We start from the raw sequence: 15,668 nt of genomic DNA, 5'->3' as shown, positions 1-15,668 counted from the left end.
CTCCCCGGCCCGACGCGGGATCCACACCAGCCGCGCGCCGGTCAGGGACGCGGCCCGTACGGCGGCGGTGAGCCCACCCGCCACGGCCGCGAACCGCTCCCCGACGACGATGACGGCGCCCTCGGCGCGCAGCGCCTCGGCGGCCTTGGTGCCGTCGTCGTCCAGCCCGAAGCCGCTCGCGAGGGCGTCCAGCCACTCGGTCTCGGTGCCGGGCGCGGCGGGCAGCAGCGTGCCGCCGGCCTTCTCCAGACCCCGGGTGGCGTGGGTGGCCAGCGAGAACACCCGCTGCTTGTGCTTGCGCCAGGCCTTGCGCAGCCTGAGGAAGACGCCGGGCGCCTCCTCCTCGGCCTCGAACCCGACCAGCAGGACCGCGGGCGCCTTCTCCAGGGAGGCGTACGTGACGCCCGTGCCGTCGAGGTCGCGGCCGCGTCCGGCGACCCGGGCCGCCAGGAAGTCGGCCTCCTCGCCGCTGTGCACGCGCGCGCGGAAGTCGATGTCGTTCGTGTCGAGGGCCACACGCGCGAACTTGCTGTACGCGTAGGCGTCCTCGACGGTGAGCCGGCCGCCGGTCAGGACACCGGCCCGGCCGCGCGCGGCGAGGAGCCCCTGGGCGGCGGCCTCCAGGGCCTCCGGCCAGGAAGCGGGCTCCAGGACGCCCTCCGCGTTGCGGACGAGCGGGGTGGTCAGCCGGTCAGGTCGCTGCGCGTACCGGAACGCGAACCGCCCCTTGTCGCAGATCCACTCCTCGTTGACGTCGGTGTCGTTGGCCGCGAGCCGCCGCATGACCTTGCCGCGCCGGTGGTCGGTGCGGGTCGCGCAGCCGCCGGAGCAGTGCTCGCAGACGGACGGCGAGGAGACGAGGTCGAAGGGGCGGGAGCGGAATCGGTACGCCGCCGAGGTCAGCGCGCCCACCGGGCAGATCTGGATGGTGTTTCCGGAGAAGTACGACTCGAAGGGGTCGCCCTCGCCGGTGCCGACCTGCTGGAGCGCGCCCCGCTCGACCAGCTCGATCATCGGGTCGCCCGCGACCTGGTTGGAGAACCGGGTGCAGCGGGCACACAGCACGCACCGCTCACGGTCGAGCAGCACCTGCGTGGAGATCGGCACGGGCTTCTCGTAGGTGCGCTTGCGGCCCTCGAAGCGGGACTCGGAGTGGCCGTGCGACATGGCCTGGTTCTGCAGCGGGCACTCGCCGCCCTTGTCGCAGACCGGGCAGTCCAGCGGGTGGTTGATGAGCAGGAGCTCCATCACACCCTTCTGTGCCTTCTCCGCGACCGGGGAAGTGAGGTGGGTCTTGACGACCATCCCGTCCGTGCAGGTGATCGTGCAGGAGGCCATGGGCTTGCGCTGGCCCTCGACCTCGACGATGCACTGGCGGCAGGCGCCGACCGGGTCGAGGAGGGGGTGGTCGCAGAAGCGGGGGATCTCGACGCCGAGTTGTTCGGCGGCCCGGATGACCAGGGTGCCCTTGGGCACGCTGATGTCGACGCCGTCGATCTTGAGCGAGACGAGATCCTCCGGCGGGACCGCCGCCTCCCCGCCCCCGGAGGGAGCGCTGGTGGTCACGGTCATGCGTTCACCTCCGCGTGCTTGTCCTTGTCTGCCCAGACGGTCGACCTGGCCGGGTCGAAGGGGCAGCCCCGGCCCGTGATGTGGTCCTCGTACTCCGCGCGGAAGTACTTGAGGGAGGAGAAGATCGGCGAGGCGGCACCGTCGCCGAGGGCGCAGAAGGACTTGCCGTTGATGTTGTCGGCGATGTCGTTCAGCTTGTCGAGGTCGCTCATGACGCCCTTGCCGGCCTCGATGTCGCGCAGCAACTGCACCAGCCAGTAGGTGCCTTCGCGGCAGGGCGTGCACTTGCCGCAGGACTCGTGGGCGTAGAACTCCGTCCAGCGGGTGACGGCCCGCACGACGCAGGTGGTCTCGTCGAAGCACTGGAGTGCTTTCGTGCCGAGCATGGAACCCGCGGCGCCCACTCCTTCGTAGTCAAGAGGGACGTCGAGGTGCTCGTCGGTGAACATCGGGGTCGAGGAGCCGCCAGGCGTCCAGAACTTGAGGCGATGCCCGGGTCGCATTCCGCCGCTCATCTCCAGGAGCTGACGGAGCGTGATGCCGAGCGGCGCCTCGTACTGGCCGGGGCTCGCGACGTGGCCGCTGAGCGAGTAGAGCGTGAAGCCGGGAGACTTCTCGCTGCCCATCGACCTGAACCATTCCTTGCCCTTTTGCATGATCGCGGGAACTGACGCGATCGATTCGACGTTATTCACGACAGTCGGGCACGCATAGAGGCCCTCGACAGCAGGGAAGGGGGGACGGAGCCGCGGTTGACCACGGCGGCCTTCGAGCGAGTCGAGCAGTGCGGTCTCCTCACCGCAGATGTACGCGCCCGCGCCCGCGTGCACGGTGAGGTCGAGGTCGAGTCCGCTGCCCAGGATGTTCTCGCCGAGGAAGCCTTCCGCGTAGGCCTCACGTACGGCCTCGTGCAACCGCCGCAGGACGGGGACGACTTCACCACGGAGATAGATGAAGGCATGCGAAGACCTGATGGCATAACAGGCGATGACAATGCCCTCGATGAGGCTATGCGGGTTCGCGAAGAGGAGCGGAATGTCCTTGCACGTTCCGGGCTCCGACTCGTCGGCGTTGACAACTAGATAATGTGGTTTTCCATCACCCTGAGGAATGAACTGCCATTTCATTCCGGTCGGGAATCCCGCGCCGCCACGGCCGCGCAACCCGGACTCCTTGACGTACGCGATGACGTCGTCCGGTGACATGGCCAGCGCCTTGCGCAGCCCCTCGTACCCCTCGTGCCTTCGGTAGACGTCGAGCGACCACGCCCTGTCCTCGTCCCAGAAGGCCGACAGCACGGGTGCGAGCAGTTTCTCCGGGCTGGTGCCCTTGATCTCGGGTGCCAACGTCATCACTCCCCCTCCTCGGCGGCAGGCCCTGCCGGGTGGGCCGGGTCCGAGGCCGACGTGTCCTGCGGCGCGTCGTGCGAGCTGAGGTGCTCGGTGGGTGACGGCTCGTGCACCTTGTCGTGCGGCTCGTCCTTGGGGGCGCCGTTCCGCGGATGGACCACGCGCGCGGGTCCGGTCTCTCCCCTTGCCAGGCGGAGGCCGACCAGCGAGGCGGGTCCCGCACCGCCGCTCGCCTCGACGGCCCCCGGCCGCTCGTCGGGGAATCCGGCGAGGATCCGCGCAGTGTCCTTGAAGGTGCACAGCGGTGCCCCGCGCGTGGGCTCGACCTCGGTTCCCGCGCGCAGGTCGTCGACGATGCGCTTGGCGCTGTCGACGGTCTGGTTGTCGAAGAACTCCCAGTTGACCATCACGACCGGCGCGAAGTCGCAGGCCGCGTTGCACTCGATGTGCTCCAGGGTGACCTTGCCGTCGCCGGTGGTCTCGCCGTTGCCGACACCGAGGTGGTCCTGCAGTGCCTCGAAGATCGCGTCGCCGCCCATCACCGCGCACAGGGTGTTGGTGCAGACGCCCACCTGGTAGTCGCCGGAGGGCTTGCGCCGGTACATGGTGTAGAAGGTGGCCACCGCGGTGACCTCGGCCGTGGTCAGGCCGAGCACCTCGGCGCAGAACCGCATGCCGGTGCGGGTGACATGGCCCTCCTCCGACTGCACGAGATGCAGCAACGGCAGGAGGGCGGACCGGGAGTCCGGGTAGCGGGCGACGACCTCGGCGGCGTCCCGCTCCAGCCGGGCTCGAACGTCGTCCGGGTAGTCGGGCGCGGGCAGTTGGGGCATGCCCAGGCTGACGCCCTCGGGGGTGGTGGTCACCGGTCGACGCCTCCCATCACGGGGTCGATGGACGCGACGGCGACGATGACGTCGGCGACCTGGCCGCCCTCGCACATCGCCGCCATGGCCTGCAGGTTGGTGAAGGACGGGTCTCGGTAGTGGACCCGGAAGGGGCGGGTGCCTCCGTCGGAGACGACGTGCACCCCGAGTTCGCCCTTGGGCGACTCGACCGCCGTGTACGCCTGTCCCGGCGGGACGCGGAAGCCCTCGGTCACCAGCTTGAAGTGGTGGATCAGGGCCTCCATGGAGGTGCCCATGATCTTCTTGATGTGGTCCAGGGAGTTGCCGAGTCCGTCCGGTCCCAGGGCGAGCTGGGCGGGCCAGGCGATCTTCTTGTCGCCGACCATGACCGGGCCGGGCTGCAGCCGGTCCAGGCACTGCTCGACGATCCGCAGGGACTGGCGCATCTCCTCCAGGCGGATCAGGAAACGGCCGTAGGAGTCGCAGGTGTCGGCGGTCGGGACGTCGAAGTCGTACGTCTCGTACCCACAGTACGGCTGCGCCTTGCGCAGGTCGTGCGGGAGGCCGGCGGAGCGCAGGATCGGGCCGGTGGCGCCGAGGGCCATGCAGCCGGACAGGTCGAGGTGGCCGACGTCCTGCATACGGGCCTTGAAGATGGGGTTCCCGGTGGCGAGCTTGTCGTACTCGGGAAGGTTCTTCTCCATCTTCTTCACGAACTCGCGGATCTGGTCCACCGCGCCGGGCGGCAGGTCCTGGGCGAGTCCGCCGGGCCGGATGTACGCGTGGTTCATGCGCAGGCCGGTGATCAGCTCGTAGATGTCGAGAATGAGTTCACGATCACGGAAGCCGTAGATCATGATCGTGGTGGCGCCCAGCTCCATGCCGCCGGTGGCGATGCACACCAGGTGGGAGGAGAGCCGGTTCAGCTCCATGAGGAGCACGCGGATGATCGTGGCGCGGTCCGGGATCTGGTCCTCGATGCCGAGGAGCTTCTCCACGGCGAGGCAGTACGCCGTCTCGTTGAAGAACGGCGTCAGGTAGTCCATGCGCGTCACGAACGTGGTGCCCTGCGTCCACGTGCGGTACTCGAGGTTCTTCTCGATGCCGGTGTGGAGGTAGCCGATGCCGCAGCGGGCCTCGGTGACGGTCTCGCCGTCGATCTCCAGGATGAGCCGGAGCACACCGTGCGTGGACGGGTGCTGGGGGCCCATGTTGACGATGATGCGCTCGTCGTCGGACCGGGCCGCGGTCTCGGCGACCTCGTCCCAGTCGCCACCGGTGACCGTGTAGACGGTGCCCTCGGTGGTCTCGCGCGGAGTTGCGGTAGTCATTGCGGCCTCCCGAAGGGAGTCGTTGAGGGGCGGTGGTCGGGCGACGGGTGGGCGCTCATGAGTACGACCTCCGCTGGTCCGGAGCCGGGATCTGGGCGCCCTTGTACTCGACGGGGATGCCGCCGAGGGGGTAGTCCTTGCGCTGCGGGAAGCCCTGCCAGTCGTCCGGCATCATGATCCGCGTCAACGCGGGGTGGCCGTCGAAGACGATGCCGAAGAAGTCGTACGTCTCGCGCTCGTGCCAGTCGTTGGTCGGATAGACGGGGACGAGCGACGGGATGTGCGGATCGGCGTCGGGGGCGGAGACCTCCAGGCGGATCAGCCGGTTGTGGGTGATCGAGCGCAGGTGGTAGACGGCGTGCAGCTCGCGGCCCTTGTCACCGGGGTAGTGGACGCCGGAGACGCCGGTGCACAGTTCGAAGCGGAGGGCCGGGTCGTCGCGGAGGGTCCGGGCGACGCGCGGCAGGTGTTCGCGCTCGATGTGGAAGGTGATCTCGCCCCGGTCGACGACGGTCTTGTCGATCACGTTCTCGGGGACGAGGCCCTGTTCCTCCAGGGCGCCCTCCAGTTCGTCGGCGACCTCGTCGAACCAGCCGCCGTAGGGGCGGCCCGCCGCGCCGGGGAGCCGGATGGAGCGGACCAGGCCGCCGTAGCCGGAGGTGTCGCCGCCATTGTCGGCGCCGAACATGCCGCGCTGGACGCGGATCTCCTCACCCCCGTCGCCGCGCTGGCCGGGGAGGTTGGAGGCGGCGAGATCCTTCTCGGGGTTCACCCCGTTCGATTCGCCCGCACCCGGTCCGCCCGCACCGCTCTTGCCGTTCGCGTCGCTCATCGCAGCAGCCCCTTCATCTCGATGAGGGGGAGCGCCTTGAGTGCCGCTTCCTCCGCCTCACGGGCCGCTTCCTCGGCGTTCACGCCGAGCTTGGACGTCTGGATCTTCTGGTGGAGCTTGAGGATCGCGTCCAACAGCATCTCGGGCCGTGGCGGGCAGCCGGGGAGATAGATGTCGACCGGGACGATGTGGTCGACGCCCTGGACGATCGCGTAGTTGTTGAACATGCCGCCGGACGACGCACAGACCCCCATGGAGATCACCCACTTGGGATTCGGCATCTGGTCGTAGACCTGCCGCAGCACCGGCGCCATCTTCTGGCTGACCCGGCCGGCCACGATCATCAGGTCCGCCTGACGCGGCGACCCGCGGAACACCTCCATGCCGAAGCGCGCCAGGTCGTAGCGCCCCGCGCCCGTGGTCATCATCTCGATGGCGCAACAGGCGAGGCCGAAGGTGGCGGGGAAGACGGATGCCTTGCGTACCCAGCCCGCGGCCTGCTCGACGGTGGTCAGCAGGAAGCCGCTCGGCAGTTTTTCTTCGAGTCCCATGCTTAAAGGCCCCTCAGTCCCATTCCAGGCCGCCGCGCCGCCAGACGTACGCGTAGGCGACGAAGACGGTGAGCACGAAGAGCAGCATCTCCACGAGCCCGAAAACACCCAGGGCGTCGAAGGTGACGGCCCAGGGGTAGAGGAAGACGATCTCGATATCGAAGACGATGAAGAGCATCGCCGTCAGGTAGTACTTGATGGGGAAACGCCCGCCGCCGGCCGGCGTGGGGGTGGGCTCGATCCCGCACTCGTAAGCCTCGAGCTTGGCCCGGTTGTAGCGCTTCGGGCCGATCAGCGAGGCCATGATCACGGAGAAGATCGCAAAGCCTGCCCCGAGGGCTCCCAGTACGAGGATGGGCGCATAGGCGTTCACCGCTCCTCGCTCCTCTCAGTCGGCACTGACTGCTGGCGGATTGCGTGGGCCCTGCTCTCCCGCCCCACCGGTCCCACGAACTCCGCCTGTCCCGGCGAAGATCGCGAACATGTGAAGCAGGTCACAAGCCCAACTGCCCCGCATCCTATGCCTGCCGGTCTGTGATCTGCGACACGGGGTACGGCACCGAGTTTGTGATCTCCACCACCTGGCGAAGGATCATGAAGTCGGATGAGCATCGATCTTCATACCCGAAGCGCCAGACTGATCACCAGAAGTGACATTTTCACTCGTTACCGCTGGTCACGTGAGGCGTCTCTATATCAAGAGAGTTCCGCTGCATGCAAATTGGTGCCGGGCGAGGTCGCTTGGTAGTGCGTCGCGTTCACACCTCGAAGGGAGGTCCGATGGCCGATGTGGACGCGTGCACGCATTCACGAGCGCCGGGGACGGGTGGCCACGCGCGGGACGCCGGGCGACCGGGTGACCGTTCCGTGACCTGCGCCACACCGGAGCGAGATCAAATCAACCGGCCTTGGCCACTCGCTGCGATCGATGGTAAGCGCAGGGCAATTCGGACGTATTCACGAAAGCGCATGATCACAGGCTCGACCGGTCATGTCCGCTATGCCCGTTACGGCGTCAATAAAGAGTGGCGCACAGGGAATTTGAGGCCTCCATTGAACAACTGTGGCGCAGCACACGTTTCTTGAAGGTATGGAGGAGTCGCTGGTACCGCTTGTACCCATGTCCCACACCGCTCACATACGCAGCCACCGGAAACCCCGCCGCAACGCGTCCTCGATCGCGCTGCGCGCCGGAGTCGCCGGTGGCGTTCTCAGCACCGTGGCAGTGGCCGGTGCGTCCACGTCGGCTTTCGCCGCGGAGCCGGTGACGCAGACGCTCGAACTGCCCACCCTCACGGCCGACCTGGCCACGCAGGCCGCGCAGTCCGCGGACGCCACGCAGGCGATGGCGGCCGACTATCAGCTGCAGGCCGAGCGTGACACCGCCGCCGAACAGGCTGCCAAGCAGGCCGAGAAGGACCTGGTCAAGGCAAAGAAGGAAGAGGCCCGCAAGAAGGCCGCCGCCGAGGCCGAGCGCAAGGCCGAGGCCGAGCGTGCCGCACGCGACAGTGAGCGGACCACCCTCACGTCCAACTCGTCGACCACCACCACCACGACGACGACGCCCGCCACCGGCAGCGTCGGCACGGTGATCGGCTTCCTCAAGGCGCAGCTCGGCGACGCCTACGTCATGGGCGCCACGGGCCCCAACGCGTGGGACTGCTCCTCGCTCGTGCAGGCCGCGTTCAAGCAGGTCGGCGTGGACCTCCCCCGGGTCTCGCAGGACCAGTCGATGCAGGGCACCGAGGTCTCGCTGTCCAACCTGCAGGTCGGCGACATCCTGTACTGGGGCTCGAAGGGCTCCGCGTACCACGTGGGTGTCTACATCGGGGACGGTCAGTACCTCGACGCGGCGAACCCCTCCAAGGGCGTCGTCATCCAGGACCTCTCCGGCTACCCGGCGACGGGTGCGGTGCGCGTGCTCTGAGCCCACGCCTCGCGCCGGGTCGCCCAGGCGCTTTTCGAGAGGGCCGCTCTCCCGGTGGGGACAGCGGCCCTCCGGGCTGCCCTCAGAAAGGGCCACAAGGGCCCCACAGGGCGCTCTCACCCCAGATCGAAGGTGTCGGGCGGGCCCAGCCGATAGCGGGTCTTGTCGACGCGTTCCAGGGGTCCCGTCTCCGGGGCCGGTACGGCTCCGGAATCTCGCAGCGTTCGGCGCCCGCGGAATTCCGTACGTCCCAGAACTGGCCTGGCCGACGGCGGTGACGGACAGGGCGAGTCGCGGCAGGTGGTGCGGCCGCGCACGACGGGGGTCGAGGTGCGCGGCGAGAACATGATGCCGCCCATCCGATCCGTCACCAGCGCGTCGCACCGGGCGGGCTGCGTGTCGGCGGCAGTCATGGGCACCGGAGGGCGGGGAGGCGGGTGACGGGACGGAAAGTAGTGTCCCGGTCACCCACGGCGTCCTCGCACCCGGATCGCCCCGGTCCCTCCGGGGCGTCAACCGTTCACGCCTTCGGGGCCACCTTGCTCAGCCCGTTGATGATGCGGTCCATCGCGTCGCCGCCGGTGGGGTCGGTGAGGTTGGCCAGCATCTTCAGGGTGAACTTCATCAGGAGCGGATGGGTGAGGCCCCGCTGCGTGGCGAGCTTCATGATCTTCGGGTTGCCGATGAGCTTCACGAAGGCGCGGCCCATCGTGTAGTAGCCACCGAAGGTGTCCTTGAGGACCTGCGGGTAGCGCTGGAGGGCGAGTTCGCGCTGCCCGGGGGTGGCGCGGGCGTGGGCCTGGACGATGACGTCGGCCGCGATCTGGCCGGACTCCATGGCGTAGGCGATGCCCTCGCCGTTGAAGGGGTTCACCATGCCGCCGGCGTCGCCGACCAGCAGCAGACCCTTGGTGTAGTGGGGTTGGCGGTTGAAGGCCATCGGGAGGGCGGCACCGCGGATGGGCCCGGTCATGTTCTCGGGGGTGTAGCCCCACTCCTGAGGCATGGACGCGCACCAGGCCTTCAGGACGTCGCGCCAGTCCAGCTCCTTGAAGGCGGCGGAGGTGTTGAGGACGCCCAGGCCGACGTTGGACGTGCCGTCGCCCATGCCGAAGATCCAGCCGTAGCCGGGGAGCAGCCGGTCCTCGCCCGGGCCTCGTTTGTCCCACAGTTCCAGCCAGGACTCCAGGTAGTCGTCGTCGTGGCGCGGGGAGGTGAAGTACGTACGGACCGCGACGCCCATCGGTCGGTCCTCGCGGCGGTGCAGGCCCATCGCGAGGGAGAGGCGGGTGGAGTTGCCGTCGGCCGCCACCACCAGGGGGGCGTGGAAGGTGACTTCCCGCTTCTCGTCACCGAGCTTGGCGTGCACACCGGTGATACGGCCTGTGCGGTCGTCGACGATCGGCGCGCCCACGTTGCAGCGCTCGTGCAGCCGCGCGCCCGCCTTCTGGGCCTGGCGGGCGAGCTGCTCGTCGAAGTCGTCGCGCTTGCGGACGAGTCCGTAGTCCGGGTAGGAGGCGAGATCCGGCCAGTCGAGCTGGAGGCGGACGCCGCCGCCGATGATCCGCAGACCTTTGTTGCGGAGCCAGCCGGCCTCCTCGGAGATGTCGATGCCCATCGACACGAGCTGCTTGGTGGCGCGCGGCGTGAGGCCGTCGCCGCAGACCTTCTCCCTCGGGAAGCTGGTCTTCTCCAGGAGCAGCACGTCCAGCCCGGCCTTCGCCAGGTAGTACGCGGTGGTGGAACCGGCTGGCCCGGCCCCGACGACGATCACATCGGCGGTGTGTTCGGTAAGGGGCTGGGGCTCGGTCACGACGGGTTCTCCCCAAGAAGTAGACGGATCGAAGCAAAGGTTCGCCGGCAGACCAGAAGCTGGAGTACCAGAACTGGAAGACCAGAAAACATGTGCCGACAGGCGTCGGACATGGGCAGTCTATTCAGCGGTACCGATCATCGACTGAAGGGCTGCCCCTGTGAACAGAGCTCTGCCCGACGTACGGCTGCGCGTCCCCACCGACGAGGACGCCTTCGCCTGGCACCGGATCTTCGACGATCCCGACGTCATGGAGTTCCACGGCGGCCGGTCCGCCGAGCTGTCCGTCTACGAGGAGCTCACCGCGCGCCAGCGCCGCCACGACGCCGAGCACGGCTTCTGTCTGTGGACCATGCTCGACGAGGAGGGCCGGGTCATCGGCTTCACCGGCGCCCAGCCGTGGCCCCGGGAGTGGGGGCCGACCGGCGAGATCGAGATCGGCTGGCGGCTCGCCCGTGACTACTGGGGCAAGGGGTATGTGACCGCCGCCGCGACCCAGACCCTGGAGCGGGTGCGGGCGTCCGGCGTCGGCAGCGTGGTCGCCATGGTCAACGCCCGCAACGAGCGGTCCATCGCCGTCACCCGGCGCCTGGGCATGGAGCTGGCGGAGACGTACACGACGCCGGTCTCGCAGCAGCTGGGGCACTGTTACCGGCTGGCGCTGTGACGGCGGTCGGCGAGTTGGCCGCGCGTTCGTGGTTCGACAAAGATCGGGGGGCCGCTCAGAAGGCGGCATGCGGTTCGTGGTTCGACAAGGCGGCCGTGCGTTCGCGATATCGGCAACCCGTCACACAGAGTAGCGATTTGGCGTAGATTGCAACTCAGTGCTTCCGGCCGGGGCCGCTCGGCGGTTACCCTGCCGGTACCGCTGGGGGTGAACATCTGTGCGCATAACACCCAAGTCATTCGAAGTGCGTGTGCCACGGTTCGTCGGTCTGATGGCCGTGGACGCGCGCGAGACGGCCGAGGCGGGCGGGGTGACCCTCGTCGCGCCCGACCGGCCCGACTTCCAACTCACCGTCGTGGACTACGTCGTACGGCAGTACCCGCCGCCGGGGGTGGAGGTGCCGCGTGGGGCAGCTGTGACCGTGTGGTTCGAGTTGGGGGACGACGGTGGGGGTGTGCGGGAGCCGCGGCGCGGTGGGCCGCCGCCCGGTTTGCGCAGAGCGTTGGACGAGCCGGGGCCCGGGAATCCGTTTCCGGTTCTTCGGTAGGCGCGGAGGGCTCTGGGTTCGGGGTGGGGGCTTCGGTGCGTTGCAGGCTCCGGGTTGTCCGTGGTTGATCGCGCGGTTCCCCGCGCCCCTGAGGGCGCGGGTGTCCGCCTCTCGTCGTCAAGTGCTCTCTACTTCTGCCAGAGCAGGATCGCCGCTGCCCCTCCCCCGCCGATCACGAAGGCCGCCGCGATCGTGATGGTCCAGATGAGGGTTCGGTTGCGGGGCTTGGCAGGGTCGGCGGGTGGCAGGTGGTGGTGGCCGAGTTCTACGAGCGGGGGCTCGTACGGGACCGGGGCCGGGACGGGGGCCGAAGGCTGCTGCGGGAACCCGTAGGCCGCCGGGCCGTTGCCCGGCATCGCCGGGATCGGGGGTGCGATCACCGCCGTGCGTGCTCCTGTCAGCTGGACCAGGTAGGGCGCGAGGAAGGCCGCGCCGAAGATCCAGAGGAGGCCGAAGAGGAGCACCTCGGGGATGTCGAGGCCTACGTCCACCTGGCCCGCGGCCGAGAACTCGCTGCTGAAGTCGGTCGTGGCGGAGCCCGAGGCCTCCATGCCGAAGCCGCTGATGCCGGCGAGGAGGAGGAAGAGGCCGAAGAAGACACCCGCGGCGAGGAGTTGCTCGCCGCGGCCCGAGGAGCGGCGAGCCGCGAGGACACCGAGAATCAGGGCGCAGACCGCGCCGAGTGTCAACGCGCCCACGACCGCCCAGGAGTTCACGGCGTCGCCCAGTTCGGAGAGCCCGAACGCCTCGCGCTCGTAGCCGCCGTACGGGCTGGACTCGACGAGCCCGTAGTCGCCGGACGAGTCGCCGCCGTACGACGAGTCGTCCCCGTACCGCGTACGGCCCGCCTCGCCCTGGACGGACGCGCCCCAGGAGAGGCCGAGGAAGTTGACGGCGAGGTTGGGCAGGACGAGCAGGACGAGGAGGAGGGGGTTGAGGTCCTCCTCCCATTCGGCCTGCCACTCGTCGTTCGCCGCGAGGACGACGAAGGTGACGAGCGAGCAGAGGGCGAGGACGATCACCATCGCCCGTACGGCCGTTCCGGTCGCCCGGAACAGGGCCTGGGGGCCGGGTCGGACGGCCAGCCAGGCGGCCAGGTCGTCGCGTTGAAGCAGGCCGACCGAGACGGCTGCGGTGAGCAGCAGCGCGCCCAGTGCCGCGCGCCAGGGTGACGTCGAGACCTCGGCGAGCGCGATCTCGGGCTGCGCGAACAGCCCGAGCAGGAGTACTGCGACCGTCACCAGCAGCGTGACCCGCACGACCGCTTCGAGCCCGGCGGTACGGCTGCCACCGGGCACCGTTCCGGGCCCCCCAACACCGGCACCGCCGTACCCCCCGCCGTACCCACCGGCGTACGCGCCGCCCTGTACACCGCCCGGCACACCGCCGTACGCGGTGCCGTACGCGCCGCGTGTCACCAGTCGCGTACGGAGTTGCCGTACGCCGATGTAGAGCGCCCCGATGAACAGAGCGGTCACCGTGAGCGGGACCAGGGTCAGGGTGACGGCTCCCTCGGTGGTCTGGAAGTCGCCCGTGTAGTCGCCGCCGCTGACCTCGGAGGCCTTGAAGCCGCCGCCGAGGCCCTGGAGGAGGGCGGCGAGGGCCAGGCCCAGACGGTCGCCGAAGCCGACGAGGTCCTCCTCGTCCTGGCTGCCCTGGCCGTACGAGGGGATGGCCAGGGCTACGGCAGCGACGAAGAGGAGCCCGACCGGCCAGAGCGCGGACAGCGCGGAGCCGCCCCAGTCGCCCCGGAAGGCCCGGCCGAAGAAGGCGCCGACGGGTGAGGGGCGGGCGGGGACGGGGGCGTACCCGGGCGGAGGCGGCGGTGGACCGAGGGGTGGCGTGCCCGGTGGGGCCGCCGGGAGGACCGCCGGTGGGGCCGTTCCCGGGACTCCCGGTGGGGGTGTCGGGACGGCCGCCGTTCCCGGAGCCGGCGGGGGTGTCCGGGGCGGAGCCGCCGGTGGCGCCGCGGGCGGGGCCGGGGGTGTCCCGGTGCCCGTGCCGGACTCCGCCGCTGGAACCGGCATGCGTTCCCGCCCGCACTTCATGCAGAAGCGTGCCTCGTCGGGACCTGGTGTTCCGCAGTAGGGGCAGTAGGACGTCATGGAACGCTCCGTCATTCAGATGACTCGTGCCGTGATGCGACGTGGTCGGAGGCGCGCCGGTGTGTCGTGGGACATCACCGGCGCGTACCGACGTATCAACGGACGGTAGTTTCTGTTGACCGGTTCCCGTCAACAGGATTCCCTTGCGGGCATCCCTCGTACGGGTGAAACCAGAGTCCTGCGGGCTGCTTTGGGGCCTATGCGGGCTGCTTTGGGACCTACACGTGGGCCTTGGACCCCCGGTGCAGGGCGACGATCCCGCCCGAGAGGTTCCGCCACGCGACCTTGTCCCAGCCGGCTTTCCGGAGGCGCTCGGCGAGGCCCGCCTGGTCGGGCCAGGCGCGGATGGACTCGGCCAGATAGACGTACGCGTCCGGATTGGACGACACCGCGCGGGCGACGGGCGGCAGCGCCCGCATCAGGTACTCGGTGTAGACGGTCCGGAACGGCGTCCACGTCGGGTGGGAGAACTCGCAGATCACGACGCGCCCACCGGGCTTGGTCACCCGGTACAGCTCACGCAGCGCGGCGTCGGTGTCCTGCACGTTCCGCAGGCCGAAGGAGATGGTCACCGCGTCGAAGGTGTCGTCCCTGAACGGCAGCTTCGTGGCGTCGCCCGCGGTGAACGGCAGCCAGGAGTCGCGCTCCTTGCCGACCCGGAGCATGCCGAGGGAGAAGTCGCACGGGACGACGTACGCGCCGGTCTGCGCGAAAGGCAGCGAGGAGGTGCCCGTGCCGGCCGCGAGGTCCAGGATCTTCTGCGCGGGGCGGGCGTCCACCGCCCGCGCGACCTCCTTGCGCCAGCGCCGGTCCTGCCCGAGGGACAGCACGTCGTTGGTGAGGTCGTACCGTTTCGCCACTCGGTCGAACATCGAGGCGACTTCGTGCGGCTGCTTGTCCAGGGATGCGCGGGTCACGGGCCCATTGTGGCAGTAGGGGCCGGACGCCCACGCGGCGCCCGGCCCACCGCTGCCGACCCGTTCCGGCGGCAGCCCTGCAGCGGCACTACGGCAACAGCTTCGGTTTCTTCTTCGCCGCCACGTCCTCCACCCACCCGCAGAGCAGGACGAACACGCCGATCAGGAGCCAGCCGATGCCGAACATGAACCACTGGCTCTCCAGCGGCAGGTACTTCTCGAACGCGGGCACGTTCCAGAACTGGTCGATCAGCGGGACGGCCAGGATCAGGGCGATCTCGTGCCACAGGTAGATGGTGACCGCGCGGGAGTTGAAGATCGTGACGATCCGGTCCAGGCGTCCGAAGCGGGTGAGTCCGGCGAAGTCGACCTTGAAGTACGCCTTCGCGTACAGCAGGAGTGTCACGAAGCCGGCGGAGAAGAACGCCTGGGCGAGGGGGATGTCGTCGAGGTCGTACGAGCCGGTCTCCTCCTGGTGGGTGAAGGCGTACCAGGCGCCGAACCCGAGGGCCGCGAGGGAGAGGACGGTGACCGCGAACGGCTTCAGCCTCGCGAGAACGCCCTCGCGGTGGGCGAAGCCCAGGAGCCAGCAGAAGAGGAAGGTGGCCAGGTCGGTCAGGGCATTGCCGAGGCGGTCGTCCGGGGGTTCCCAGAGGAAGTGGAAGACCAGGATCGGCGACAGGGACAGGAGGAGGACCGGGACCGGGGCCGGCCGGAACAGCTTCAGCAGGGGCGGGGAGAGCAGGACGAACCAGAGGTAGGTGCGCAGGTACCAGAGGATCTCCCAGGTCTGTTCGCCCCAGGCGTTGCCCGGGGGGTCGCCCAGGGGGAGGACCCAGAAGACGATCTGCCAGCCGGGCATCCAGTCGTGGATCAGCATGGCGACGACCACGAAGAGGCCCCAGAACCAGAAGGGGGGCAGGAGCCGCCGGACGCGGCTCCTGATCACCTTTGGTGCGGGGCGTTCCAGGGACTTCGCCATGAGGGTGCCGGCGAGGGCGAACATGATGCCCATGGACGGGAAGGCCATACCGGCCCAGGGCCAGCCGAAGGTGTGGTAGGTGACTACGCGGATGAGGGCCAGGGCGCGCAGCGTGTCGAAGTAACGATCGCGCCCGGTGGTTCGAGGCTGAGGCGCAGGGCCTTCGTGCACCTGAGCCTTGGCTTCATCGGCGCCCGGCGCTGTCGGCTGTGCCCACCCTCCCCCAC

Annotated in this window: 15 protein-coding genes; 3 read left to right on the top strand and 12 right to left on the bottom strand. The window is 69.2% G+C overall.

The window, feature by feature from the left end; translation table 11 throughout:
• The 7 genes from ACFU53_RS18775 to ACFU53_RS18745 form a co-directional block, all read right to left on the bottom strand.
• Positions 1 to 1,572 (bottom strand): NADH-quinone oxidoreductase subunit G (locus tag ACFU53_RS18775; protein WP_383993144.1); only part of this gene is annotated, 1,572 nt, incomplete at its 3' end.
• The gene (nuoF, locus tag ACFU53_RS18770) at positions 1,569 to 2,927 is read right to left on the bottom strand and encodes an NADH-quinone oxidoreductase subunit NuoF (RefSeq protein ID WP_383993141.1); all 1,359 of its coding nucleotides are present in this window, start codon (positions 2,925 to 2,927) and stop codon (positions 1,569 to 1,571) included. The genes nuoF and ACFU53_RS18775, both read right to left, overlap by 4 nt.
• On the bottom strand, positions 2,924 to 3,754 hold the full coding sequence (nuoE, locus tag ACFU53_RS18765; protein ID WP_383993155.1) for an NADH-quinone oxidoreductase subunit NuoE: 831 nt from the start codon (positions 3,752 to 3,754) through the stop codon (positions 2,924 to 2,926). Before nuoE ends, nuoF begins: the two co-directional genes overlap by 4 nt.
• 29 nt (positions 3,755 to 3,783) lie before the next feature.
• A complete protein-coding gene (locus ACFU53_RS18760; RefSeq protein WP_383993138.1) occupies positions 3,784 to 5,100 on the bottom strand; it encodes an NADH-quinone oxidoreductase subunit D in 1,317 nt (438 codons plus the stop codon).
• A 55-nt stretch (positions 5,101 to 5,155) separates the two neighbouring features.
• Positions 5,156 to 5,932 (bottom strand): NADH-quinone oxidoreductase subunit C, encoded by a 777-nt coding sequence (locus tag ACFU53_RS18755; RefSeq protein WP_383993135.1) that lies wholly within the window; start codon positions 5,930 to 5,932, stop codon positions 5,156 to 5,158.
• Positions 5,929 to 6,483 carry an NADH-quinone oxidoreductase subunit B family protein gene (locus ACFU53_RS18750; protein WP_005476347.1) on the bottom strand — a complete coding sequence of 185 codons (555 nt, stop codon included), beginning with the start codon at positions 6,481 to 6,483 and terminating at the stop codon, positions 5,929 to 5,931. The genes ACFU53_RS18755 and ACFU53_RS18750 overlap by 4 nt, the downstream gene beginning before the upstream one ends.
• A gap of 13 nt (positions 6,484 to 6,496) precedes the next feature.
• Positions 6,497 to 6,856 carry an NADH-quinone oxidoreductase subunit A gene (locus tag ACFU53_RS18745; protein WP_005476348.1) on the bottom strand — a complete coding sequence of 120 codons (360 nt, stop codon included), beginning with the start codon at positions 6,854 to 6,856 and terminating at the stop codon, positions 6,497 to 6,499.
• A gap of 717 nt (positions 6,857 to 7,573) precedes the next feature.
• On the opposite strand from ACFU53_RS18745, the gene ACFU53_RS18740 reads away from it, so the two are divergent.
• Complete coding sequence (locus tag ACFU53_RS18740; RefSeq protein WP_383993131.1) at positions 7,574 to 8,410, top strand: C40 family peptidase; 837 nt, start codon at positions 7,574 to 7,576, stop codon at positions 8,408 to 8,410.
• Positions 8,411 to 8,526: 116 nt separating this feature from the next.
• Here the strand turns inward: ACFU53_RS18740 and ACFU53_RS18735 are convergent, their stop codons facing one another.
• Both ACFU53_RS18735 and ACFU53_RS18730 read right to left on the bottom strand, forming a co-directional pair.
• Positions 8,527 to 8,823: a hypothetical protein gene (locus ACFU53_RS18735; protein ID WP_383993127.1), complete on the bottom strand. Its 297-nt coding sequence runs from the start codon at positions 8,821 to 8,823 to the stop codon at positions 8,527 to 8,529.
• Positions 8,824 to 8,930: 107 nt separating this feature from the next.
• Positions 8,931 to 10,223: a geranylgeranyl reductase family protein gene (locus ACFU53_RS18730; RefSeq protein WP_383993124.1), complete on the bottom strand. Its 1,293-nt coding sequence runs from the start codon at positions 10,221 to 10,223 to the stop codon at positions 8,931 to 8,933.
• 160 nt (positions 10,224 to 10,383) lie between these two features.
• Here ACFU53_RS18730 and ACFU53_RS18725 point away from each other — a divergent pair, with 160 nt between their 5' ends.
• Together ACFU53_RS18725 and ACFU53_RS18720 are read left to right on the top strand one after the other, a co-directional pair.
• The gene (locus tag ACFU53_RS18725; protein ID WP_383993121.1) at positions 10,384 to 10,890 is read left to right on the top strand and encodes a GNAT family N-acetyltransferase; all 507 of its coding nucleotides are present in this window, start codon (positions 10,384 to 10,386) and stop codon (positions 10,888 to 10,890) included.
• A gap of 217 nt (positions 10,891 to 11,107) precedes the next feature.
• A complete protein-coding gene (locus ACFU53_RS18720) occupies positions 11,108 to 11,437 on the top strand; it encodes a PASTA domain-containing protein (protein WP_383993118.1) in 330 nt (109 codons plus the stop codon).
• 128 nt (positions 11,438 to 11,565) lie between these two features.
• Here the strand turns inward: ACFU53_RS18720 and ACFU53_RS18715 are convergent, their stop codons facing one another.
• The 3 genes from ACFU53_RS18715 to ACFU53_RS18705 form a co-directional block, all read right to left on the bottom strand.
• On the bottom strand, positions 11,566 to 13,542 hold the full coding sequence (locus tag ACFU53_RS18715) for a zinc ribbon domain-containing protein (RefSeq protein ID WP_383993115.1): 1,977 nt from the start codon (positions 13,540 to 13,542) through the stop codon (positions 11,566 to 11,568).
• A gap of 218 nt (positions 13,543 to 13,760) precedes the next feature.
• Positions 13,761 to 14,459: a demethylmenaquinone methyltransferase gene (locus ACFU53_RS18710; RefSeq protein ID WP_383993112.1), complete on the bottom strand. Its 699-nt coding sequence runs from the start codon at positions 14,457 to 14,459 to the stop codon at positions 13,761 to 13,763.
• Positions 14,460 to 14,547: 88 nt separating this feature from the next.
• On the bottom strand, positions 14,548 to 15,612 hold the full coding sequence (locus tag ACFU53_RS18705; protein ID WP_383993109.1) for an acyltransferase: 1,065 nt from the start codon (positions 15,610 to 15,612) through the stop codon (positions 14,548 to 14,550).
• Positions 15,613 to 15,668: the final 56 nt, after the last annotated feature.

Origin of the sequence: Streptomyces sp. NPDC057474, assembly GCF_042802555.1 — a bacterium.
GTDB lineage: Bacteria > Actinomycetota > Actinomycetes > Streptomycetales > Streptomycetaceae > Streptomyces.
Note: the sequence above shows the minus strand (reverse complement) of the source record. Positions and strands in the feature narration are given on the sequence as shown.